This is a genomic window from Crossiella sp. CA-258035 (genome assembly GCF_030064675.1).
GTDB lineage: Bacteria > Actinomycetota > Actinomycetes > Mycobacteriales > Pseudonocardiaceae > Crossiella.
The window spans coordinates 7069450-7092500 of sequence record NZ_CP116413.1 but is presented as its reverse complement, the minus strand read 5'-3'; the positions used below and the strand labels follow the sequence as shown (position 1 = coordinate 7092500).

Sequence of the window (23051 nt, the reverse complement as noted above, 5' to 3'; positions counted from 1 at the left end):
GGGTGGTAGGCAAATCCGTCACCTGTTAAGGCTGAGACGTGATGCGTAGCCGATTGAGGCGAAGTAGAGTGATCCTATGCTGCCGAGAAAAGCCTCTAGTGAGTGTTCATGCGGCCCGTACCCCAAACCGACACAGGTGGTCAGGTAGAGAATACCGAGGCGTTCGGGTGAACTGTGGTTAAGGAACTCGGCAAAATGCCCCCGTAACTTCGGGAGAAGGGGGGCCCGCTGACTTGAAACCCCTTGCGGGTTAGGGTTGGTTGGCCGCAGAGACCAGGGAGAAGCGACTGTTTACTAAAAACACAGGTCCGTGCGAAGTCGCAAGACGATGTATACGGACTGACGCCTGCCCGGTGCTGGAACGTTAAGGGGACCGGTTAGTCACTTTGGTGGCGAAGCTGAGAACTTAAGCGCCAGTAAACGGCGGTGGTAACTATAACCATCCTAAGGTAGCGAAATTCCTTGTCGGGTAAGTTCCGACCTGCACGAATGGCGTAACGACTTCTCCGCTGTCTCAACCACAGGCCCGGTGAAATTGCATTACGAGTAAAGATGCTCGTTACGCGCGGCAGGACGGAAAGACCCCGGGACCTTTACTATAGCTTGGTATTGGTGTTTGGTTCGGCTTGTGTAGGATAGGTGGGAGACTGTGAAGCTGCAACGCTAGTTGTGGTGGAGTCGTCGTTGAAATACCACTCTGGTCGTACTGGATGTCTAACCTCGGACCGTGATCCGGTTCAGGGACAGTGCCTGGTGGGTAGTTTAACTGGGGCGGTTGCCTCCCAAAGGGTAACGGAGGCGCCCAAAGGTTCCCTCAGCCTGGTTGGCAATCAGGTGTTGAGTGTAAGTGCACAAGGGAGCTTGACTGTGAGACTGACGGGTCGAGCAGGGACGAAAGTCGGGACTAGTGATCCGGCACTGGCTTGTGGAAGCGGTGTCGCTCAACGGATAAAAGGTACCCCGGGGATAACAGGCTGATCTTGCCCAAGAGTCCATATCGACGGCATGGTTTGGCACCTCGATGTCGGCTCGTCGCATCCTGGGGCTGGAGTAGGTCCCAAGGGTTGGGCTGTTCGCCCATTAAAGCGGCACGCGAGCTGGGTTTAGAACGTCGTGAGACAGTTCGGTCCCTATCCGCCGCGCGCGTTGGAGACTTGAGGAAGGCTGTCCCTAGTACGAGAGGACCGGGACGGACGAACCTCTGGTGTGCCAGTTGTTCTGCCAAGAGCATGGCTGGTTGGCTACGTTCGGAAGGGATAACCGCTGAAGGCATCTAAGCGGGAAGCCTGTTTCGAGATGAGGTCTCCCACCACCTTGAGTGGTTAAGGCCCCCTAGAGACGATGGGGTTGATAGGCCCGAGATGGAAGCACGGTAACGTGTGGAGTTGACGGGTACTAATAGGCCGAGGGCTTGATTACAAAGTTGCTACGCGTCCACTGTGTGGTTCTGAGAGAACCAGCTAGCGTCCACTGACGGTTAAATGGTTTTTTCATAGTGTTTCGGTGGTTATGGCGGAGGGGAAACGCCCGGTCCCATTCCGAACCCGGAAGCTAAGTCCTCCAGCGCCGATGGTACTGCATGCGTGAGTGTGTGGGAGAGTAGGACGCCGCCGAACAATCATTCGAGAGGGGCTTGTCCGCCGGTAAGGTGGGCAGGCCCCTTCTCGCGTTGTTGGTTGTTCGGGAGGATTTGGTGGTTTCAGACAGGCGGCCCAGTGAGGACCGCGGAGACGGTGCTCCTCGACGCTCCGGTGGAGCGGGCAGGCCGCGTGGCGACAAGCCACCTTTCGGCCGGTCCGGTAGTTCGTGGAGCGGTGATCGTTCAGGATCTGGCGACAATCGCAGGCAGGGTGGATATCGCGACGCGCAGTCGGGCGACCGGCACGAGCGCGGCGGTTCCAGCTCAGGCCGGAGCGGTGACCGTCAGGACCGGAACTTCGGTGGTGACTCGCCCAGGGGCGGGCGCCATGACGGCGGCAGCTCGCGTGGTGGCTACGGCCAGCGCGATGATCGGCCGCGTCGTTTTGACCAGGATCGTGATCGGCCGCAGCGTGCCGGCCGCGACGACCGCTCCTCGCAGGGGGACCGGCCGCGCTGGCAGGACAGCCGTGGCGGTGATCGTGGTGGTCAGGGCGGGTACCGCGGCCGCGACGATCGCGGTGGCCAGAGTGGTTTCCGTGGCCGGGACGACCGTGGTGGCCAGGGTGGCTTCCAGCGGGATGACCGTGGCGGTAGCCGGAGCGAGGACCGTGGTGGATACCGCGGGAACGACCGCGGCGACCGCGGTGGGTTCCGGCGGGACGACCAGGGTGGCCCTCGGCGCGATGATCGTGGCGGTCAGGGCGGTTTCCGTCGTGATGACCGGGGTGACCGGAGCGGTTTCCGCGGCAACGACCGCGGTGGCCAGGGCGGGTACCGCAGCCGGGACGACCAGGCTGGTCAGGGTGGTTTCCGTGGCCGTGATGACCGTGGTGGTCAGAGTGGATACCGGGGCCGGGACGACCGTGGTGGTCAGACTGGGTACCGGGGCCGCGACGATCGTGGTGGCCAGGGCGGGTACCGCGGGCGGGATGACCGTGGCGGCCAGAGCGGTTTCCGCCGGGATGACCGGAGTGACTTCCGGGACAAGGGCGAGCGTGGGGGCCAGGGTGGCTTCCGCAAGGACGATCGTGGCGCCGGCCGGAGCGATGATCGCAGTGGATACCGGGGCGATGACCGTGGTGGGTACCGCGGGGACGACCGGGGTGACCGCGGTGGGTTCCGGAAGGACGACCGTGGTGGGTTCCGTCGCGATGATCGGGGTGGTCAGGGCGGGTTCCGCCGGGATGACCGGCCTCGTCAGGACCGGCCGTACGGGGACAAGTCTCGGTATGACAAGCCGAAGTTCGACAAGCCTCGGACTGATGGGGAGGACCGCCCTCGCTACCAGAAGCGGGACGACCGGCCTCGTCGGGATGGCAAGCCCGGGTTCCGGGATGGGCGTTCGGTCGAGGAGACCGGGGGCGTCCAGGACGCGGAGCGTTCGGAGACCGGGGGCTTCTCCCCGGCGGCCGAGCAGGGTGACCGTGCTGAGGTCCGCAAGGACGAACGTGGTGGCGAGCGGGACAGTCAGGGCGGTGCCGGACCGGACCGTGCTGAGCAGGGGCGCGCTGACCAGGACCGTGGCGGCCAGGATCGTGGCAGCCAGGACCAGGACAGTCAGGACCGTGGCGGGCTGAGCGAAGGTCAGGGCGACCGGGGCGATGTCCAGGGGGCCGACCGTGGTGACGCGGGTGGCTCTCGGCAGGACGAGCAGGGGCCGCGCGAGGATCGTGGTGGGTACCAGCGGGAGGACCGTGGGGGCCAGGGTGGCTTCCGGCGGGACGACCGGGGTGGCCGTGGCGATGACCGTGGTGGGTACCGCGGGAATGACCGTGGCGACCGCGGTGGCTATCGCGGGGACAGTGGCAGCGACCGGGGCGGGTACCGCGGAGACAGTGGCGGCGACCGTGGTGGATACCGCGGGGACAGCGGCGACCGCGGTGGGTTCCGGCGAGACGACCGGGGTGACCGGCGTGGGTTCCAGGGTGAGCGTGGGGCCGGGCGGGATTCTCGGGAACGTTCTGGCGGGGCTGGGGATCGGCCTCGGTACGAGAAGCCTGCTTATGGGAACCGGGAGGATCGGCCTGCGCGGGAGGTCCGGCACGGTCGGGCCGACTCGGCTGGTGAGGAGCGCCGGTACCCGGGGCGGGAAGAGCGGCCGCGTGGGCGCGATGACCGGTTCGACGCTGGTGAGTTGCGGCGGGATCAGCTCGAGGAGCTGGTGGAGCCGGAGCTGCCGATGGATGTCGAGCCCGGTGAGCTCGACGCTGGGGTTCGCTCTGACCTGCGGACGTTGTCCAAGAGTCTGGCTGAGCTGGTGGCCAAGCACCTGGTCATGGCGGGGCGTCTGATCGACGAGGACCCGGAGCAGGCGTTGGCGCATGCTCGGTTCGCTCGGCGGAAGGCTTCGCGGATCGGGCTGGTGCGGGAGGCGACCGGGTTGGCCGCTTACCACGCCGGTGAGTGGTCTGAGGCGCTTGCCGAGCTGCGGGCCGCGCGGCGGATGACCGGTAGCTCCGCGCACCTGGCCGTCATGGCCGACTGCGAGCGGGCACTGGGCCGGCCGGAGCGGGCGCTGGAGCTGGCGCGGTCGACCGAGGCCAAGGCGCTGAGCGCGGATGAGGCCGTGGAGCTGCGGATCGTGGCTGCCGGAGCACGCCGGGACCTGGGTGAGCTGGATGCCGCTGTGGTGGCGTTGCAGGGACCCGATCTCGACGTGAAGCGGAGGGATCCGTGGAGTGCGCGGCTGTTCTACGCCTACGCGGACAACCTGGCCGCGGCTGGGCGCAACGACGAGGCGATCCAGTGGTTCATCTCGGCTGCCGAGGTGGATGACGACGGGGAGACCGACGCCGCTGAGCGGGCCATCGAGCTCGGGGCGGGGCCCGTGGTGCCCGTTGACGTCGAGGACGTGGACGGGGACGGGGACGAGGACGGGGTCTCGGACGACCGGGACGGTGAGCAGGGTTCGGGCTCTGGTGACGGGGCTGGGGACGCTGCGGAGGCCGGAACGGCTGCTGAAGTCGGGACGGTTGACGAAGTCGGGACGGCTGACGAGGCTGCGGAAGCTGACAAGATTGAGGAAGCTGGCGAGGCTGGAACTGCTGCGGCAGCCGGGGAGGCTGAGGAGACCGTGCTGGCCGAGGAATCGGTTGAGCCGGGGGCCTCGGTTGAGGCGGATGCGGTAGCGGTGGCTGAGGCTGACGCGGTTGTGGCGGAGGCTAAGACCGAAGCGGCTGAGGCTGGGGCGGTTGAGGCTGGCAAGGCTGTGACCAGTGAGTCCGCTGATGGGGTGGGTCGGGACAACTGATGATGACGTTGCTGGATGCGTACGACGCGTTGCTCTTGGATCTCGACGGCACCGTGTACCGCGGTGGGACCGCGGTGCCCGGGGCGCCGGAGGCGGTTGCTGAGGCCAAGCGGCGTGGGCGTGCGCTCCGGTACGTCACCAACAACGCCTCGCGGGCGCCGGAGGCGGTCGCTCAGCACCTTCGGGAGCTGGGGTTTCCGGCCGACGTCCGCGAGGTGAGCACCAGTTCCCAGGCCGCGGCGGCGGTGCTGGCCGCGAAGTTGGCGGCTGGGGCTCCGGTGCTGGTGGTGGGGGCTGAGGCGTTGCGGGCCGAGGTTCGGGCGGTGGGGCTTCGGGTGGTGGAGTCCGCGGCTGACGAACCTGTGGCCGTGGTGCAGGGGCATTCGCCGGAGACCGGGTGGGCTCAGCTTGCTGAGGCCTGCATCGCCATCCGGGGTGGGGCTTACTGGCTCGCGTCCAATGTGGATGCCACCCTGCCCACCGAGCGCGGGTTGCTGCCGGGGAACGGGTCGATGGTGGCCGCGTTGCGGACCGCCACCGGGCAGTCGCCGGAGGTGGCCGGGAAGCCGGAGCCGACGCAGTTGGTGCTGGCCGCGGAGTCGGCCGAGGCGTCTTCGGCGCTGGTGGTGGGGGATCGGCTGGACACCGATATCGCCGGGGCGAATGCGGCCGGGTTGCCGGCGTTGGTGGTGTTGACGGGGGTGGCCACGCCGGAGGGGTTGCTGGCCGCCGTTCCCGAACAGCGGTGCCGGTTTGTGGCTGAGGATCTTGGTGGGCTGGTCGCGCCGGTGGCGCACGTCGAGGCGGGCGTGCGGCCGGGGTGGCTGGTGGAGGTTGACGGGGACCGGGTTCGGCTTGGGGGTGCTGACGAGAGCGGGGAACCGTTGTCGGCGCTGCGGTCGTTGTGCTCGGTGTGGTGGGGCGCCGGGGGCGGGGTGCCGTCGGTGGTGGCTGATGGGGACGCGGCTGCGGCGGCGTTGCGGAAACTGGGTATAGCGTGGAGCGCATGACGCCCGAACAGCCGGTCGCGGAGATCGACGCGGCGCTGGCCGGTCTGGAGAACCTGGACGCCGTGCCGCTGTCTGAGCACGTGGCCAGGTTCGATGCCGTGCACACCGCGCTGACCTCGGCGCTGGCCACGATCGACCAGGTCTGAGCCGTGCCTCGGCGGGTACGGCTGGACGCCGAACTGGTGCGCCGCGGGCTCGCCCGCTCCCGGGAACACGCCGTGGAGCTGGTGAACGCGGGCCGGGTCACCGTGCGCGGCACGGTCGCCGGCAAGCCTGCGACCGCGGTGGAGACCGACGCGCCCGTGGTGGTGCGGGAAGACGCTGACGACGCGGGCTGGGCCTCGCGCGGGGCGCACAAGCTGCTAGGGGCGCTGGAAGCTTTTGGGCCGCGGGGGTTGACTGTGGCTGGGCGGCGGTGCCTGGACGCGGGGGCCTCCACCGGTGGGTTCACCGATGTGCTGCTGCGGGGCGGGGCGCGCGAGGTGGTCGCGGTGGATGTCGGGTACGGGCAGCTGGTGTGGAAGCTGCAGACCGACGACCGGGTGCTCGTGCACGACCGGACCAACGTGCGGAACCTGACGCCCGAGCAGATCGGCGGGACGGTCGACCTGGTCGTGGCCGATCTTTCCTTCATCTACCTGCGGCTGGTGTTGCCCGCGATGGCCGCCTGCATGAGCGAGGGCGCGGACCTGGTGCCGATGGTGAAACCGCAGTTCGAGGTGGGCAAGGAACGGCTGCCCTCCGGTGGGGTGGTGCGCGATCCCGAGCTGCGGATCGAGGCCGTCACCGGGGTGGTGGCCTCGGCCGCGGAAGCCGGGCTGACCCTGCGCGGGGTGACCGCGAGCCCCCTGCCCGGACCCTCGGGCAACGTCGAGTACTTTCTCTGGCTTCGCCGGGGCGTGCCGTTGGCCGAGACCGAGGCTGAGCAGCTGGTCCGGGCCGCGGTCGCCGCGGGCCCGCAGTAGGCACTGGAGGTAGACCGTTCATGACCCGTGAGCTCCTGCTCGTGGTGCACACCGGCCGGCCGGAGAACCGTCGCACGACCGAGTACGTGGCCGGGAAGCTACGGCAGGCCGGGCTGAAGCTGCGGGTGCTGGTCGAGGAGTCCCCCGACATCAGCTCCTCCTGCTACGACACCATCGTCGCGCACACCGACGAGGCCGCCGAGGGCACCGAGCTGGTGCTGGTGCTCGGCGGCGACGGCACGCTGCTGCGCGCGGCCGAGCTGGCCAGGCCGGCCGGGGTGCCGGTGCTGGGGGTCAACCTGGGGCGGGTCGGGTTCCTGGCCGAGGCCGACTCCGAGGAGCTGCACGAGGTGGTGGCCGCGATCGTCGATCGCACCTACCACGTCGAGCAGCGGATGACCCTGGACGTGATCGTCCGGCTCAACGGCACCGTGCTGGCCCGCACCTGGGCGCTCAACGAGGCCAGTGTGGAGAAGTCCAGCCGGGAACGGATCCTGGACGCGGTGCTGGAGGTCGACGAGCGGCCGGTCTCCGGGTTCGGCTGCGACGGGGTGCTGGTCGCCACGCCGACCGGGTCCACCGCCTACGCCTTCTCCGCCGGCGGGCCGGTGATCTGGCCCGAGGTGGAGGCGCTGCTGGTGGTGCCCAGCAACGCGCACGCGCTGTTCGCCCGTCCACTGGTGGTCTCGCCGTCCTCGCTGGTCGCGGTGGAGGTCGCGCCCGGCGGGCATCCCGCGGTGCTGTGCTGCGACGGGCAGCGCACGGTGGAGCTGCCGCCGGGGGCGCGGGTGGAGGTCGCGGGTGGGAAGGTGCCGGTGAACCTGGTGCGGCTCAAGCGCGAGCCCTTCGCCGACCGGCTGGTGCGCAAGTTCTCGCTGCCGGTCCAGGGCTGGCGCGGGCCAGTTATCCCCAACCGGTAGGCACCCCCGGCGCGAATGTCGGCGCGGCCCAGTAGTGTCTGGGCTGTGCTGGCCGAGATGCGCATCCAGAGCCTCGGCGTGATTGCCGACGCCACCCTCGAACTGCATCCGGGTCTCACCGTGGTCACCGGTGAGACGGGTGCTGGCAAGACCATGGTGGTGACCGGGCTCCACCTGCTCTCCGGTGGCCGTGCCGAGGCCTCCAGGGTGCGGACCGGGGCGGACCGGGCCGTGGTCGAGGGATCCTTCCAACTCACCGGCGACGACGCGCGCGCCGGGGCCGCCGCCGCGCTTGAGGTGGCGACCGAGGCGGGCGCCGGGGTCGATGAGGACGGCAGCTTGATCGCCGTGCGCTCGGTGAACGCCGACGGGCGGTCCAAGGCCCACCTCGGTGGCCGGGCCGTGCCGGTCGGGCTGCTCGCCGAGCTGACCGAGCAGCTGCTCGCCGTGCACGGGCAGAACGACCAGCTGCGCCTGATGCGCACCGGTGAACAGCGCGCCGTGCTGGACCGGTTCGCCGGTGCGGGCATCGCCGAGCCGCTGGCCGACTACCGGGAGCTCCGCGGGCAGTGGCTCGCGGTGGCCAAGGAGCTGACCGAGCGCACCGAGCGCGCCCGCGAGATGGCCCGCGAGGCCGACATGCTGCGGCACGGGCTCGGCGAGATCGAGGCCGTGGCCCCGCAGCCCGGCGAGGACACCCAGCTGGTCGACCGGGCCCGCCGGCTGGCCGACGCCGACCAGCTGCGGGAGACCGCGGCCGGGGCCGCGCACGCCGTCGCCGGCGCCGCCGACGGCGACCCTGACTCACCCGGCGCACTGGGACTGATCGGCGAGGCCCGGCGCAGGCTGGCCGCGGCCGAGGACCCGGCGCTGCGCGAGATGGAACCGCGGCTGGTCGAGGCCGCCGCGCTGCTCACCGACGTGGGCACCGAGCTGACCGGCTACCTGGAGCAGCTCGACGCCGATCCGGCCGAGCTGGAGCGGGTGCTGGCCCGGCAGGCCGAGCTCAAGCAGCTGACCCGCAAGTACGCCGCGGACGTCGACGGCGTGCTGGCCTGGGCCGCCGACGCGCAGGCCAGGCTGGCCACCCTGGACACCTCCGAGGGGACCCTGGCCGAGCTGGCCAAGAAGCGGGACGCGCTGGCCAAGCAGCTGGCCAAGGTCGCCCGCACGGTCACCTCGATCCGGCGCACCGCGGCCGAGCAGCTGGCCAAGGCGGTCACCGAGGAGCTGGCCGGGCTGGCCATGGCGCACGCCCGGATCGAGCTGACCGTGCAGCCCAAGCCCGCCGCCGAGGGCGACGAGCAGGCGCTCAAGGTCGGCAACGAGCTGCTGCAGGCCGGGCCGGACGGGGTGGACGAGGTCGAGCTGCTGCTCGTCGCGCACCCCGGCGCGCCCGCGCTGCCGGTGCACAAGGGCGCCTCCGGCGGTGAGCTGTCCAGGGTGATGCTGGCCATCGAGGTGGTGCTCGCGCACACCGACCCGGTGCCCACCCTGGTCTTCGACGAGGTCGACGCCGGGGTCGGCGGCCGGGCCGCGGTGGAGATCGGACGGCGGCTGGCCAAGCTGGCCCGCAGCCATCAGGTCATCGTGGTCACGCACCTGGCGCAGGTGGCCGCCTACGCCGACCGGCACCTGCTGGTGGACAAGAACATCGGCGCCGAGGGGCTGACCAAGTCCGGGGTGCGGGTGCTCAACCACAACCAGCGGGTGGTGGAGCTGGCCAGGATGCTGGCCGGGATGGAGTCCACCGAGTCCGGCCGGGCGCACGCCGAGGAGCTGCTGGCCACCGCGGAGGCATATACCCAGGCGCTGCGTCCCTAGACCGTGTCCCCCAAGGGTTGACGTGCGGTGACTTCCCGGCGTGCCTAGGCACAGACACGCCGCGGTTTTGTCACCATCCGCACATGAAGCTCACGGGCCTGCTCAACCGCACCAGTCAGTCGCTGCCTGGAGTCCACGGGCCGGCCAGGGTGGACCGTCGTTCCGGCGACCTGCTCCGGCGGCTCGGACCAGGCGACATCGCCGTGCTCGACCAGCTCGACCTGGACCGCCGCACCGCGGACGCCCTGGTCGCCGCCGAGGTCGCCGGGGTGGTCAACGCCTCGGTTTCCATCTCCGGCCGGTTCCCCAACCTCGGCCCGGAGATCCTGATCAGCGCGGGCATCCCGCTGATCGACGCGGTCGGCCCCGAGCTGCTGCGCAAGGTCAAGGACGGCGCCCGGATCCGGCTGTTCGAGGGCGGCATCTTCCAGGGTGAGACCGAGCTGGGGCGGGGCACCGAGCAGACCGCGGACTCGGTGGCCGACCAGCTCATCGAGGCCAAGGCGGGCATGGCCGCGCAGCTGGAGGCCTTCTCCGCGAACACCATCGAGTTCCTGCGCAGGGAGCGCACGCTGATCCTGGACGGGGTCGGCGTGCCCGAGCTGTTCGTGCCGGTCAAGGGCAGGCAGGTGCTGATCGTCGCGCCCGGCTACGGGCACCGCGACGACCTGCGCAAGCTCAAGCGCTACATCCGCGAGTACCGGCCGGTGGTGATCGGCGTGGAAGGCGCGGCGGACACCCTGCACGAGGCCGGGTACAAGCTGGACGTGATCGTCGGCGACCCGGACGGGATCAGCACCGCCACCCTCAAAGCGGGCGCGGAAGTGGTGCTGCCGGCGCAGATGGACGGGCACGCGCCCGGCCTGGAACGCATCCAGGACCTCGGCATCGGCGCGGTCACCTTCCCCGCCTCCGGCAACCCCGAGGACCTGGCGCTGCTGCTGGCCGAGGCGCACGGGGCCGACCTGGTGGTCACCATCGGCTTCCAGGCCACCCTGCACGAGTTCCTGGACCGGGGCCGCTCCGGCTCCAACCCCTCCACCTTCCTCACCCGGCTGCGCCTGGGCAGCAAGGTCGTCGACGGCCACGCCGTGGTCAGCCTCTACCGCAGCCGGGTCTCCGTGCTCTCCGTCCTGCTGCTGATCGTCTCCGCGGTCGCGGTGCTGATCGCCGCGGTCGCGGTGACCAGCGTGGGCAGCGCCTACGTCGACATCGGCGTGGACTACTGGAACGACTTCCTCACCTGGCTCAAGGGGCTCTTCTCGTGATCACTCTGCGGTACCACGTCGTCTCCATCGCGGCGGTGTTCCTCGCCCTCGCCCTCGGCATCATGCTGGGCTCCACGGTGATCAGCGACCGGCTGCTCTCCGGACTGACCGGGGAGAAGGACTCGCTCGGGCAGAAGGTCTCCGACCTGCAGTCCGAGCGCAACGCGCTGAACGCGCGGCTGGCCGACGCGGACCGCTTCGGCACCGTGGTCGGGCCGCTGGCGGTGCGCGGGCAGCTGGACAACCGGACCGTGGTGCTGATCAGCACGCACGACGCCAACCCCGCCGACCGGGACGCGCTGACCGAGCTGATCAAGGCCGCCGGTGGCAGCGTCACCGGCGAGCTCCAGCTCACCGACACCTTCGCCGACCCGGCCAAGGCCGACCAGCTGCGCGACCTGGTGCCGAGGCTGGTGCCGGCGGGGGTGCAGCTGCCGACCGCGGCCACCGATCCCGGCACCCTGGCCGGTGGCCTGCTCGGCCCGCTGCTGCTGCTCAACAGCCAGAACAAGCCGCAGGCCAGCGGCGAGGAGGCCTCGGCGGCGATGAGCGGGCTGGCCAACGGCGGCTTCGTCCGGCTCGGCCGGGGGATCACGCCCGCGCAGCTCGCGGTGGTGCTCACCGGCGGCTCGGCCGGTGGCGAGGACCCCGGTGACCGCTCGGCCATCCTGGCCCGCTTCGCCACCCAGCTGGACCGCTCCGGCACCGGCGCGGTGCTCGCCGGGCGTTCCGGTTCCGCCGACGGCAACGGGCCGCTGGGGATCGTGCGCGCGGACACCTCGGCGACCTCGATCCTGTCCACCGTGGACAACATCGACACCGCCGCCGGGCGGGTGGTCACCGTGCTGGCGCTGCGGGAACAGCTCGACGGGCGCTCCGGTCGCTACGGCACCGCGGGCAACGCGCAGGCGCCCGCGCCGCAAGGTTCCGCGTAGCTCCATACATCACCCGTTCGGAGGCGGACGACGGAGGTGGGGGTGCGGTAGCGGGGAGGCGACGTGTTACGGTCGCCTCCCGTGGATCGAGGGGGCGCTCGCGCCGGTCGGGAGCCCCGAAACCACACCCGACCAGCGACGGCGTTGAGTTGATTCACGGGAGTACCCCTTGGTGTTGCAGGCCCGCACGACCAAGCACGTGTTCGTCACCGGAGGCGTGGCCTCCTCTCTCGGCAAGGGGCTCACCGCCTCCAGCCTCGGGCAGCTGCTGACCGCTCGCGGACTCCGCGTGACCATGCAGAAGCTCGACCCCTACCTCAACGTGGACCCCGGGACGATGAACCCGTTCCAGCACGGCGAGGTCTTCGTCACCGAGGACGGCGCCGAGACCGACCTGGACATCGGCCACTACGAACGGTTCCTGGACCGCGACCTGGGCGCGGCGGCCAACGTGACCACCGGCCAGGTCTACTCCGAGGTGATCGCCAAGGAGCGGCGCGGCGAGTACCTCGGCGACACCGTCCAGGTGATCCCGCACATCACCGACGAGATCAAGTCGCGGATCACCGCGATGGCCGCCGCCGGTGAGGACGGCGTCACGCCGGACGTGGTGATCACCGAGGTGGGCGGCACCGTCGGCGACATCGAGTCGCTGCCCTTCCTGGAGGCCGCCCGGCAGGTCCGGCACGACGTGGGCCGGGACAACGTGTTCTTCCTGCACGTCTCCCTGGTGCCCTACCTCGCGCCCTCCGGCGAGCTCAAGACCAAGCCCACCCAGCACTCGGTGGCCGCGTTGCGCAACATCGGCATCCAGCCGGATGCGATCGTGTGCCGGGCGGACCGGGAGATCCCGGACGGCCTCAAGCGCAAGATCGCGCTGATGTGCGATGTGGACGGCGAGGCCGTGGTGGCCGCCCCGGACGCCCCGTCCATCTACGACATCCCCAGGGTGCTGCACTCCGAGGGCCTGGACGCCTACGTGGTGCGCCGCCTCGGGCTGCCGTTCCGGGACGTGGACTGGACGGTGTGGGGCGACCTGCTGGAGCGGGTGCACAAGCCCAGCGACACCACCCGGATCGCGCTGGTCGGCAAGTACGTCGACCTGCCGGATGCCTACCTGTCGGTGACCGAGGCGCTGCGCGCGGGTGGGTTCGCGCACCGGGCCAGGGTGAACATCGTGTGGGTGCCCTCCGACCTCTGTGAGACCCCCGCGGGCGCCGCGCAGGCGCTGGCCGGGGTGGACGGCGTGCTGGTGCCCGGCGGGTTCGGCGTGCGCGGCATCGAGGGCAAGGTGGGCGCGATCCAGCACGCCCGCACCCGCGGCATCCCGGCGCTGGGCCTGTGCCTCGGCCTCCAGTGCATGGTGATCGAGGCCGCCCGGGGCCTGGCCAAGATCGACGGGGCGAACTCCGCGGAGTTCGACGAGTCGGCCAGGCACCCGGTCATCTCCACCATGGCCGACCAGCAGGACGTGGTCGCCGGGGAGCGGGACATGGGCGGCACCATGCGGCTGGGCTCCTACCCGGCCAAGCTGGTGCCCGGCTCGCAGGTGGCCAAGGCCTACGGGGCCACCGAGGTCACCGAGCGGCACCGGCACCGCTACGAGGTCAACAACGCCTACCGGGACAAGCTGGGCAAGGCCGGGCTGGTCTTCTCCGGCACCTCGCCGGACGGGCACCTGGTGGAGTTCGTGGAGCTGCCCGCCAAGACGCACCCGTTCTTCGTCGGCACCCAGGCGCACCCCGAGCTGAAGAGCCGCCCGACCCGGCCGCACCCGCTGTTCTCCGCCTTCGTCCGCGCGGCCCTGGACTACCAGGCCGCCGAGCGGCTGCCGGTGGAGCTGCCGGAGACCGCGTCCAGCTCGGCGGGCGCCTGATGGGCACGGTGGAGCGCGGCGCGCACGAGTTCAGCGTGGCCAACAGCCAGGACGTCTACGCCGGGCGGGTGATGGCGCTGCGGGTGGACGACGTGGTGATGCCCGGCGGCGAGGTGGCCACCCGCGAGGTCATCGAGCACCCCGGCGCGGTCGGTGTGGTCGCACTGGACGAGAACGACAACGTGGTGCTCATCCACCAGTACCGGCACCCGGTCGGGCAGCGGCTGTGGGAGCTGCCCGCCGGTCTGCTCGACGCCGAGGGCGAGGACCCCGCGGTCACCGCCGCGCGGGAGCTGGCCGAGGAGGTCGGACTGGCCGCCGCGGACTGGTCGGTGCTGGTCGACGTCTCCGGCTCGCCGGGGTTCATGGACGAGGTCATCCGGGTCTACCTGGCCCGCGGTCTGTCCACTGTGGACCAGCTGGCGGACACCGGTGACGAGGAGGCCGACCTGGTGGTGCGGCGGGTACCGCTGAGCGAGGCCGTGCGGATGGTGCTCAGCGGTGCCATCATCAACGCGGCCACGGTGTCCGGGGTGCTGGCCGCGCACGCGGTGCTCTCCGGCGCGGCGCAGACCCGCCCGGTCGACGCCCCGTGGGAGTCCAGGCCGCACCGGTTCGCGCAGCGTCAGTCAGGACAGCGCCGGAGCGGCTGAGCAGGTGTGACGCGGAGGAGGAGTCGACGTGCGGGTCGGTGTCCCTCGTGAGGTCAAGAACCACGAGTACCGGGTGGCCATCACCCCGGCGGGCGTGGTGGAGCTGGTGCGCCGCGGCCACCAGGTCCTGATCGAGCGGGAGGCCGGCCTCGGCTCCTCCTTCCCCGACTCCGACTACCTCGCGGCCGGGGCGAAGATCCTCGGCTCGGCTGAGGAGGTGTGGGGCGAGGCGGACCTGGTGCTCAAGGTCAAGGAGCCGATCGCCGAGGAATATCACCGGATGCGGCGCGGGCAGACCCTGTTCACCTACCTGCACCTGGCCGCCAGCCGGGAGTGCACCCAGGCCATCGTGGCCGCCGGGATCGACGCGGTGGCCTACGAGACCGTGCAACTGCCCGACGGCGCGCTGCCGCTGCTGGCCCCGATGAGCGAGGTGGCCGGGCGGATGGCCCCGCAGGTCGGCGCGCACACCCTGGAACGCGCCGCCGGTGGGCGCGGAGTGCTGCTGGGCGGGGTGTCCGGGGTGCCGGCCGGCAAGGTCGCGGTGATCGGCGCCGGGGTGTCCGGGATGAACGCGGCCACCATCGCCCTCGGCTTGCAGGCCGAGGTGGTGGTGCTGGACAACAACATCAACCGGTTGCGGCAGATCGACTTCGTCTACCGCGGCCACCTGCAGACCATCGCCAGCAACGCCTACGAGATCGAGCGGGCCTGCCTGTGGGCGGACCTGGTGATCGGCGCGGTGCTGGTGCCCGGGGCCAAGGCGCCCAAGCTGATCAGCAACGACCTGGTGGCCAGGATGCGGCCCGGGTCGGTGCTGGTGGACATCGCCATCGACCAGGGCGGCTGTTTCGCCGACTCGAGGCCGACCACGCACGCCGACCCGGTCTTCGGCGTGCACAACTCGGTGTTCTACTGCGTGGCGAACATGCCGGGCGCGGTGCCGCACACCTCCACCTGGGCGCTGACCAACGTGACCCTGCCGTACGCGGTGGCCTTGGCGGACAAAGGTTTGCGCGACGCGGTGCGGGATGACCCCACGCTGGCCAAGGGGGTCAACGTGGTCGGCGGACAGGTGGTGCTCGGCGAGGTCGCCGCGGCGCACGGGCTGCCGCACGTCGAACTGGCCGAGGCACTGGCATGATGCGCCCCTGACCACTCGCCAGCGGCGGAGGGACCGGCGCACTGAACGAGGACTCCAGCCCCGTGGCGGTTCCCGCCGCACTTTCGGCCGCCGTCAACCGTTACCTGGACCACCTCGTGGTGGAGCGCGGCACCGCCCGCAACACGCTGGACTCCTACGCCAGGGACCTGCGCCGCTACACCGAGCACCTGGCCGCGGCCGGGGTGGGCTCGCTGCCGGAGGTGACCGAGCGGCACGTGGCCGAGTTCCTGGCCTGCCTGCGCGAGGGTGACGGGCAGCGGCCGCCGCTGGCCGCCTCCTCCGCGGCGCGTGCGGTGGTCGCGGTGCGCAGCCTGCACCGCTTCGGCTACCGCGAGGGCCTGCTGCCGTCCGACGTGGCCAGCGGGGTGCACCCGCCGACCCCGCCGCGCAGGCTGCCCAAGGCGCTGCCGGTGGCCGAGGTGCTGCGGCTGCTGGACGGGGCGGGCAGCGAGGACCCGCGCGGGCTGCGGGACCGGGCGCTGCTGGAGCTGCTGTACTCCACCGGCGCCCGGATCTCCGAGGCGGTCGGGCTGGACGTGGACGACGTGGACGCCACCGAGCGCACCGTGCTGCTCGACGGCAAGGGCGGCAAGCAGCGCCTGGTGCCGGTGGGCAGGCCCGCGCTGGCCGCGCTGGACGCCTACCTGGTGCGGGCCCGGCCGGTGCTGGCGGCCAAGGGGCGGGGCAGCGCGGCGGTGTTCCTCAACGCCCGCGGCGGGCGGCTGTCCCGGCAGAGCGCCTGGCAGACGTTGAAGGACTCGGCCGAGCGGGCCGGGGTCACCGGGGACGTCTCGCCGCACACGCTGCGGCACTCCTTCGCCACCCACCTCATCGAGGGCGGGGCCGACGTCCGGGTGGTGCAGGAGCTGCTCGGGCACGCCTCGGTGACCACCACCCAGGTCTACACCCTGGTCACGGTGAACACCCTGCGTGAGGTCTTCGCCACGGCACACCCCCGCGCCCAGGGCTGACCAGGGCGCGCGACTGCTCCAAATGCGTGCCGGAGCCTTGGTGACCAGGTCGGACGTGCCCCGGCGAGGCGCGTTGCCGCTGTGCGCCGCGAAGCCTACGCTCGCCAACAGGGTGTATTCGCCGACACGAGGAGTCAGGTCAGATGTCCACACCGCAGCCTGCCTACGGGCGGCCCCGCGGAGAGGTGGCTGACCTCAGCCTGGCGCCCAAGCCCGCTGACCTGACCGAGGAGCACGTGCCCGAGGTCGTGGTGGGCGAGATGGGCCCCACCGGACGGCCGCTGCGGCACGTGCCCGAGCCCTCGCTGCTGGCCGGGCACGGACCGGCGAAGGTGCTCGCGATGTGCAACCAGAAGGGCGGGGTGGGCAAGACCACCTCGACCATCAACCTGGGCGCGGCGCTGGCCGAGTACGGGCGCCGCGTGCTGCTGGTGGACTTCGACCCGCAGGGCGCGTGCTCGGTGGGCCTGGGTGTGCAGCCGCACCACCTGGACCGGACCATCTACAACGTGATCATGGAGCGCTCGGCCACCATCGAGGAGACCGTGCTGCGCACCTGCGTCGAGGACATGGACCTGTTGCCCAGCAACATAGACCTGTCCGCGGCCGAGGTGCAGCTGGTCTCCGAGGTCGGCCGCGAGCACACCCTGCAACGGGCGCTGCGGCCGGTGCTGGACCACTACGACTACATCCTCATCGACTGCCAGCCCTCCCTCGGCCTGCTCACGGTGAACGCGCTGGCCGCCGCCGACGGGCTGATCATCCCGCTGGAGTGCGAGTTCTTCAGCCTGCGCGGGGTGGCGCTGCTCATCGACACCATCGAGAAGGTGCGTGAACGGCTCAACCCGAAGCTGGAGATATCCGGGATTCTGGCCACCATGTACGACCCGCGTACGCTGCACTCCCGAGAAGTCATGGCCCGGGTTGTGGAGGCGTTCGGGGACATCGTGTACGACACCGTGATCAACCGCACCGTGCGGTTCCCCGAGACCACCGTCGCCGGCGAGCCGATCACCCGGTGGGCCCCCCGCTCCGGCGGGGCGAAGGCCTACCGGGCGCTGGCCCGCGAGGTGATCGCCAGGTGAGTCGCCTCGTTCGCGGGCGCGGAATGCCCGCGGAGCCGGCCGAGTGACCACAGTGGACACTCCGGATCCCGCACAGCCCACCGAGCAGGACGCGCCAGGCGGCCGGTTCACCGTGCGGCTGGCCAACTTCACCGGTCCGTTCGACCTGCTGCTGCAACTGATCTCCCAGCACCAGATGGACGTCACCGAGGTGGCCCTGCACCAGGTCACCGAGGACTTCATCGCGCACATCCGGGTGCTCGGCGACGCCTGGGACCTGGACGAGACCACCGAGTTCCTGGTCATCGCGGCCACCCTGCTGGACCTGAAGGCGGCCCGGCTGCTGCCCGCCGCCGACGTGGAGGACGAGGACGACCTGGCGCTGCTGGAGGCCAGGGACCTGTTGTTCGCCAGGCTGTTGCAGTACCGGGCCTACAAGCAGGTCGCGGCGCTGTTCGGTGAGCTGGAGGCGACCGCGCTGCGCCGGTACCCGCGCTCGGTGGCCATGGAGGACCGGTTCGTCGAGCTGATGCCCGAGGTGATGCTCGGCGTCGACCCGCGGCGCTTCGCCGAGTTGGCCGCCTCGGTGTTCCGCCCCAAGCCGCCGCCGGTGGTGGGGCTGGCCCACCTGCACATGCACCCGGTGTCGGTGCGTGAGCACGCGGCCATCATGCGGGTGCGGCTGGCCGAGCTGGGCGAGGCGACCTTCGGGCAGCTGACCGAGGACTGCACCGAGACGGTGGAGTTCGTGGCCCGGTTCCTGGGGCTGCTGGAGCTGTACCGGGAGACGGTGGTGCTCTTCCAGCAGGAGGAGCCGCTGGGCGAGCTGCTGGTGCGCTGGGTCGGCGGGAGCAAGGAGCAGGCCGAAGAAGCCGCCGCGGCCGCGCTGGCCGCGAGCGAGGAGGAGGAGTACGGGTGACCGAGAACGGCACGCCGGTGGCGCCCGAGGCCGAGGACGCGGTGCCCGCCCCGGAGCCGGTCGCGGGGCCGGTGCTCACCGACGGGATCGACGCCCCTGAGGCGGAGGACGAGGACGCGGTCGTCGTTGGCGGCCTGCCCGACCTCACCGAGGACGCCGCGCTGGACGCGGCCCTGGAGTCGGTGCTGCTGGTGGTGGACGCGCCCGCGCCGGAGGAGGTGCTGGCCGACGCGCTGGACGTGCCGGTGGCGCGGGCCACCGAGGCGCTGCGCAGGCTCGCCGCCGGGTACACCGAGTCCGGCAGTGGCATCGACCTGCGCCGGGTCAGCGACGGCTGGCGGTTCTACACCAGGGACGTGCACGCGCCGTTCGTGGAGCGGCTGCTGCTCAACGGGCAGCGGGCCAAGCTGACCAGGGCCGCGCTGGAGACGCTCGCGGTGATCGCCTACCGCCAGCCGGTCACCAGGGCGCGGGTGGCCGCGGTGCGCGGGGTGAATGTGGACGGGGTTATCCGCAGCCTGCTCGCTCGTGGTCTGATTGAGGAGACAGGTGCGGATCCGGACACCAACGGACTCCTGTACCGCACCACAGAGCTGTTCCTGGAGCGATTGGGGTTGTCCTCGGTGAAGGAACTGCCCCCGCTCGCGCCGTTGTTGCCGGAAGTGGACTCGATCGACGATGTCTGAGAACGACCCGCAGGGTGTGCGGTTGCAGAAGGTGCTGTCCAAGGCCGGGATCGCCTCCCGGCGGGTGGCGGAGGACATGATCGCCGAGGGCCGGGTGGCCGTGGACGGCGAGATCGTCACCGAACAGGGCCGCCGGGTCGACCCGGAGCAGGCGGTGATCCACGTGGACGGGCTGCGGGTGATGGTCACCGGCAACCTGGTGCACCTGGCGCTGAACAAGCCGCGCGGCGTGCACACCACCATGTCCGACGACCGCGGCCGTCCCTGCGTGGGCGACTACGTGGCCGACCACGAGGAGCGCCTGTTCCACGTCGGCCGCCTGGACGCCGAGACCGAGGGCCTGCTGCTGCTGACCAACGACGGCGAGCTGGCGCACCGGCTGATGCACCCCTCCTACAACGTCTACAAGACCTACCTGGTCGAGGTGGCCGGGCCGGTGCACCGGGACCTGGGTCGCAGGCTGCTGGCCGGGGTGGAGCTGGACGACGGGCCGGTGCGGCTGGACAAGTACCACGTCAAGGACGCCAACGGCGGCCGGGTGCTGATCGAGGTGGTGCTGCACGAGGGGCGCAACCGGATCGTGCGGCGGCTGTTCGACTCGGTCGGGCACCCCGTGCTGCGCCTGGTGCGCACCGCGGTCGGCGAGGTCCGCCTGGCCGGTCTGCGCCCCGGCACCCTGCGCCCGCTGACCAGGGCCGAGGTCGGCGCGCTGTACAAGAACGTCGGCCTGTAACCCCACCCGAGTGTTGGCCGAACTCGTACGCCGTGTTGGCCGTTCTCGTACCGGGTGTTGGCCGAAGTGGGGTGTCGTGTTGGCTGCGGCGGTGACCGGTGCGGCCAAGACTGGGTACGAGTTCGGCCAACACGGCGTCCATTTCGGCCAACACTGCGTACGAGAACGGCCAACACTTGGGTGGGGTTAGTTGTCCAGGTAGCGCAGGACGGCGAGGACCCGGCGGTGGTCGTTGCCCGCGATGGGCAGGCCGAGCTTGGTGAAGATGCTGCCGACGTACTTCTCCACCGCGCGTTCGGTGATGGTCAGCGCCTCGCCGATGCCGGCGTTGGAGCGGCCCTCGGCCATCAGGCCCAGCACCTCGCGCTCGCGCGGGGTCAGGGTGGCCAGCGGGTCCTGGCGGCGGCTGCGGGCCAGCAGCTGGGCGACCACCTCGGGGTCGAACACGGTGCCGCCGTCAGCGACCTGGTGCAGGGCGCGCAGGAAGTCCTCCACGTCGGCGACCCGGTCCTTGAGCAGGTAGCCGATGCCGCTGAGCTCGTTGCTGAGCAGGTCGACCGCGTAGCGCTCCTCCACGTACTGGGACAGGATGAGGATCTTGGTCTCCGGCCACTCGCGGCGGATGACCAGTGCCGCGCGCAGGCCCTCGTCCCGGTGCGTCGGCGGCATCCGCACGTCGACCACGGCGATGTCCGGCTGGTGCTGGCCGACCGCGCGCAGCAGCTGCTCGGCGTCGCCGACCGCCTCCAGCACCTCGTGCCCGCTCTCGGCCAGCAGCAGCATCAGGCCCTGGCGCAGCAGCACGGCGTCCTCGGCGATCACGACTCGCACGGCAGCTCCATGGTCAGGATGGTCGGCCCGCCCTCGGGGCTGTACACCGTCAGCGTGCCATCCACCCCGCCCGCGCGGTCGGCCAGCCCCGACAGGCCCGATCCCGGTCCGGCCTTGGCGCCGCCGACCCCGTCGTCGGTGACCACGATCGTGAGCCGGTCGCCGGTGCGGCGCACGTCGACCGATGCCTTGGTGGCGTGCGCGTGCTTGGCGATGTTGGTCAGCGCCTCGGAGATCATGAAGTAGGCGATGGCCTCGATGGTCGGGGCCGGGCGGTGCTGCACGTAGTAGCGGATGCGCACCGGCACCGGGCTGCGCGCGGACAGCGCGGACAGCGCCGCGTCCAGGCCGCGGTCCTCCAGCACCGGCGGGTGCAGGCCGCGGGTGAGGCTGCGCAGCTGGTCGATGGCCTCCTTGGCCTCCTGGTGCGCCTCCTCGATCAGCCGCAGCGCGCCGTCGGGGTCCTGGCCGTGCCTGCCCCGGGCCCTGCCCAGCTTCATGGCCAGCGCCACCAGTTGCTGCTGCGCCCCGTCGTGCAGGTCGCGCTCGATCCGCTGCCGCTCGGCCTCGGCCGCCTGCATCGCCACCGAGCGGCGCTCCTCCACCTGCTGCACCCGCTCGGCCAGGTCGGCCACGGACTTGGGTTCCAGCATGGTGCGGGTCAGACCGAGGTGCACGCTGGTCATGGCGCGCACCAGGACCGGCGCCAGCGGCAGCAGCAGCATGCCGCCGAGCAGGAAGGCCATCACCCAGAACTGCCAGCCCGGCTGGCTGAAGAACATCAGCCCGCTGTAGGAGTGCACGAAGCCCGGTGCGGCCACCATCGTCTGGTGCGGGTGGAAGGACTCCATGATCGCCACGCCGATCAGCCAGGCCGGCCCGAACCAGCTGAAGAAGGCGAGCAGGCCGGTCACCACGGACAGCGCGCCGCGGGCGACCCAGTAGCCGATGCCGCGCCACAGCGTCGGGTTGACCACCAGCTGCACCGTCCCCCGGTAGGGGTTGCGCCGCGGCGGCGGGGACAGCGCCGGGGTCACCGACTCGCCGGTCACCACGCGCAGCTGCCAGGCCTCCAGGTGGCCGAAGCCGTAGAGCAGCCAGACCGCCAGCCACACCACCACCGGGCTGGCCAGCAGTGTGGGCAGGAACCACACCGCGAGGTAGATCTTCTGCGTGAGCAGCATCGCGAACAGCGGGAACAGGCTGCCGAAGAGCGCGAGCACGATCACCGTCAGCGGCAGCAGGCTCCAGAACGGGCCGGTCAGCAGCAGCACCGTGCTCAGCCAGGTGCGCTTGGCGACCACGTCGCGCAGCAGGTTCTGCCGCGGGCTCGGCCAGGTCATCGACGCTCCTTTTCGGACGGTGGTCACCCCAGCGTAGGAGCGCGTCCCCTAGGGGGCCACCGTGTCTGCACGGGGATCCACCCCCGTGCTAGCACCCCGGTCATCTCAGGAGGTAACCCTGGCGACGCGGCGGCCGATCCGGACCAGGCTGGAGCCATGATCGCCGAACTGGCCAGGCCGTTGCCCAAGCTCCTCGCCCGGGCCGCCACCGAGCACAGCCCCGGGTACCGCATGGTCATCGCGGACACCGAGGCCGAAGTCCTTGCCGCGCAACGGCTCCGGCACCGGGTCTTCGCCGGTGAGCTGGGCGCGGCGCTGGCCGGCCCGTCCGGGGTGGACGCCGACGAGCTGGACGCGCACTGCGAGCACCTGCTGGTCCTCGACGAGCGCACCGGCGAGGTGGTCGGCACCTACCGCATCCTGCCGCCCGGCGCGGCGGCCCGGCGCGGCGCGCTGTACTCCGACGGCGAGTTCGAGCTGGACGCGCTGGCCGGGCTGCGTCCCACGCTGGTGGAGGTCGGCCGTTCCTGCGTCGCCCCCGAGCACCGCAACGGCAGCGTGATCGGGCTGATGTGGGCCGGGCTGGCCAGGTACGTGGACCTGGTCGGCGGGCGCTGGGTGGCCGGGTGCGGCTCGGTGCCGCTGGCCGACGGCGGGCACCTGGCCGCCGCGGTCCGGGACCGGGTGCTCGCCCGGCACCTCGCGCCGGATGAGCACCGGGTGCGGCCGCGGATCCCGTGGGCGCACCAGGAAGTGCGGCGACCGGCCGGGCGGGTGGCGCTGCCGCCGCTGATGCAGGGCTACCTGCGGCTGGGCGCGTGGGTCTGCGGCGAACCGGCCTACGACGCGGACTTCGGCTGCGCGGACTTCTTCCTGCTGCTGGACACCCAGCGGATGGATCCCCGCTACCTGCGGCGGTTCCGGTGACCGCGGCCGGGCGGGCGGGGGCCTTCCGCTGGACGCCCGCGACTCCCTGCGACGACAGCTGCGTGCCGGG

20 protein-coding genes and 2 rRNA genes (1 of these 22 running past the window's edge) are annotated in these 23051 nt (G+C 71.1%); 19 read left to right on the top strand and 3 right to left on the bottom strand.

Annotated features, from left to right (window positions below):
* Positions 1–1419: ribosomal RNA gene (locus N8J89_RS31830) — 23S ribosomal RNA — on the top strand; it begins 1693 nt to the left of the window's first position.
* 80 nt (positions 1420–1499) lie between these two features.
* Positions 1500–1616 (top strand): 5S ribosomal RNA (rrf, locus tag N8J89_RS31825).
* 287 nt (positions 1617–1903) lie between these two features.
* On the opposite strand, the gene N8J89_RS31820 is transcribed toward rrf, so the two are convergent.
* On the bottom strand, positions 1904–3964 hold the full coding sequence (locus tag N8J89_RS31820; protein ID WP_283660687.1) for a hypothetical protein: 2061 nt from the start codon (positions 3962–3964) through the stop codon (positions 1904–1906).
* Positions 3965–4003: 39 nt separating this feature from the next.
* On the opposite strand from N8J89_RS31820, the gene N8J89_RS31815 reads away from it, so the two are divergent.
* From N8J89_RS31815 to N8J89_RS31740, 16 genes are all read left to right on the top strand, one after another.
* Complete coding sequence (locus tag N8J89_RS31815; protein WP_283660686.1) at positions 4004–4891, top strand: hypothetical protein; 888 nt, start codon at positions 4004–4006, stop codon at positions 4889–4891.
* Entirely contained in the window at positions 4891–5901 is a 1011-nt protein-coding gene (locus N8J89_RS31810) for an HAD-IIA family hydrolase (protein ID WP_283660685.1), read from the top strand. The genes N8J89_RS31815 and N8J89_RS31810 overlap by 1 nt, the downstream gene beginning before the upstream one ends.
* The gene (locus N8J89_RS31805; protein WP_283660684.1) at positions 5898–6047 is read left to right on the top strand and encodes a hypothetical protein; all 150 of its coding nucleotides are present in this window, start codon (positions 5898–5900) and stop codon (positions 6045–6047) included. The genes N8J89_RS31810 and N8J89_RS31805 overlap by 4 nt, the downstream gene beginning before the upstream one ends.
* A gap of 3 nt (positions 6048–6050) precedes the next feature.
* Positions 6051–6866: a TlyA family RNA methyltransferase gene (locus tag N8J89_RS31800; RefSeq protein ID WP_283660683.1), complete on the top strand. Its 816-nt coding sequence runs from the start codon at positions 6051–6053 to the stop codon at positions 6864–6866.
* Between the two features lie 20 nt (positions 6867–6886).
* Positions 6887–7786, top strand: a complete 900-nt coding sequence (locus N8J89_RS31795) for an NAD kinase (protein WP_252482108.1) — start codon at positions 6887–6889, stop codon at positions 7784–7786.
* Between the two features lie 45 nt (positions 7787–7831).
* On the top strand, positions 7832–9610 hold the full coding sequence (recN, locus tag N8J89_RS31790; RefSeq protein WP_283660682.1) for a DNA repair protein RecN: 1779 nt from the start codon (positions 7832–7834) through the stop codon (positions 9608–9610).
* 83 nt (positions 9611–9693) lie between these two features.
* On the top strand, positions 9694–10878 hold the full coding sequence (gene steA, locus N8J89_RS31785) for a putative cytokinetic ring protein SteA (RefSeq protein WP_283660681.1): 1185 nt from the start codon (positions 9694–9696) through the stop codon (positions 10876–10878).
* The gene (locus tag N8J89_RS31780) at positions 10875–11813 is read left to right on the top strand and encodes a copper transporter (protein ID WP_283660680.1); all 939 of its coding nucleotides are present in this window, start codon (positions 10875–10877) and stop codon (positions 11811–11813) included. The genes steA and N8J89_RS31780 overlap by 4 nt, the downstream gene beginning before the upstream one ends.
* Positions 11814–11985: 172 nt before the next feature.
* The gene (gene pyrG, locus N8J89_RS31775; protein ID WP_502868509.1) at positions 11986–13689 is read left to right on the top strand and encodes a CTP synthase; all 1704 of its coding nucleotides are present in this window, start codon (positions 11986–11988) and stop codon (positions 13687–13689) included.
* Positions 13689–14342, top strand: a complete 654-nt coding sequence (locus N8J89_RS31770) for an NUDIX domain-containing protein (protein ID WP_283660678.1) — start codon at positions 13689–13691, stop codon at positions 14340–14342. The genes pyrG and N8J89_RS31770 overlap by 1 nt, the downstream gene beginning before the upstream one ends.
* 28 nt (positions 14343–14370) lie before the next feature.
* The gene (gene ald / locus N8J89_RS31765; protein WP_283660677.1) at positions 14371–15486 is read left to right on the top strand and encodes an alanine dehydrogenase; all 1116 of its coding nucleotides are present in this window, start codon (positions 14371–14373) and stop codon (positions 15484–15486) included.
* A gap of 62 nt (positions 15487–15548) precedes the next feature.
* Positions 15549–16478, top strand: a complete 930-nt coding sequence (xerD, locus tag N8J89_RS31760) for a site-specific tyrosine recombinase XerD (protein WP_283660676.1) — start codon at positions 15549–15551, stop codon at positions 16476–16478.
* A gap of 260 nt (positions 16479–16738) precedes the next feature.
* Complete coding sequence (locus N8J89_RS31755; protein WP_252482128.1) at positions 16739–17563, top strand: ParA family protein; 825 nt, start codon at positions 16739–16741, stop codon at positions 17561–17563.
* 52 nt (positions 17564–17615) lie between these two features.
* Positions 17616–18461, top strand: a complete 846-nt coding sequence (locus tag N8J89_RS31750) for a segregation and condensation protein A (protein WP_283666293.1) — start codon at positions 17616–17618, stop codon at positions 18459–18461.
* Positions 18462–18502: 41 nt separating this feature from the next.
* The gene (scpB, locus tag N8J89_RS31745) at positions 18503–19147 is read left to right on the top strand and encodes an SMC-Scp complex subunit ScpB (RefSeq protein WP_502868508.1); all 645 of its coding nucleotides are present in this window, start codon (positions 18503–18505) and stop codon (positions 19145–19147) included.
* Positions 19140–19880, top strand: a complete 741-nt coding sequence (locus N8J89_RS31740) for a pseudouridine synthase (RefSeq protein ID WP_252482099.1) — start codon at positions 19140–19142, stop codon at positions 19878–19880. The genes scpB and N8J89_RS31740 overlap by 8 nt, the downstream gene beginning before the upstream one ends.
* A 186-nt stretch (positions 19881–20066) precedes the next feature.
* On the opposite strand, the gene N8J89_RS31735 is transcribed toward N8J89_RS31740, so the two are convergent.
* Positions 20067–20711 carry a response regulator gene (locus N8J89_RS31735; RefSeq protein WP_283660674.1) on the bottom strand — a complete coding sequence of 215 codons (645 nt, stop codon included), beginning with the start codon at positions 20709–20711 and terminating at the stop codon, positions 20067–20069.
* Entirely contained in the window at positions 20699–22054 is a 1356-nt protein-coding gene (locus N8J89_RS31730; protein WP_283660673.1) for a sensor histidine kinase, read from the bottom strand. Before N8J89_RS31730 ends, N8J89_RS31735 begins: the two co-directional genes overlap by 13 nt.
* Before the next feature lie 156 nt (positions 22055–22210).
* On the opposite strand from N8J89_RS31730, the gene N8J89_RS31725 reads away from it, so the two are divergent.
* Positions 22211–22981 (top strand): GNAT family N-acetyltransferase, encoded by a 771-nt coding sequence (locus N8J89_RS31725; RefSeq protein ID WP_283660672.1) that lies wholly within the window; start codon positions 22211–22213, stop codon positions 22979–22981.
* The last annotated feature ends 70 nt before the right edge of the window (positions 22982–23051 follow it).

Excerpts from the sequence above, each read along its gene's own strand:
- N8J89_RS31805 (WP_283660684.1), top strand. The coding sequence starts at position 5,898 with ATGACGCCCGAACAGCCGGTCGCGGAGATCGACGCGGCGCTGGCCGGT.
- steA (WP_283660681.1), top strand. The coding sequence starts at position 9,694 with ATGAAGCTCACGGGCCTGCTCAACCGCACCAGTCAGTCGCTGCCTGGA.
- N8J89_RS31740 (WP_252482099.1), top strand. The coding sequence starts at position 19,140 with ATGTCTGAGAACGACCCGCAGGGTGTGCGGTTGCAGAAGGTGCTGTCC.
- N8J89_RS31820 (WP_283660687.1), bottom strand. The coding sequence starts at position 3,964 with ATGCGCCAACGCCTGCTCCGGGTCCTCGTCGATCAGACGCCCCGCCAT.
- N8J89_RS31755 (WP_252482128.1), top strand. The coding sequence starts at position 16,739 with ATGGGCCCCACCGGACGGCCGCTGCGGCACGTGCCCGAGCCCTCGCTG.
- N8J89_RS31725 (WP_283660672.1), top strand. The coding sequence starts at position 22,211 with ATGATCGCCGAACTGGCCAGGCCGTTGCCCAAGCTCCTCGCCCGGGCC.
- N8J89_RS31795 (WP_252482108.1), top strand. The coding sequence starts at position 6,887 with ATGACCCGTGAGCTCCTGCTCGTGGTGCACACCGGCCGGCCGGAGAAC.
- N8J89_RS31770 (WP_283660678.1), top strand. The coding sequence starts at position 13,689 with ATGGGCACGGTGGAGCGCGGCGCGCACGAGTTCAGCGTGGCCAACAGC.
- N8J89_RS31810 (WP_283660685.1), top strand. The coding sequence starts at position 4,891 with ATGATGACGTTGCTGGATGCGTACGACGCGTTGCTCTTGGATCTCGAC.
- N8J89_RS31730 (WP_283660673.1), bottom strand. The coding sequence starts at position 22,054 with ATGACCTGGCCGAGCCCGCGGCAGAACCTGCTGCGCGACGTGGTCGCC.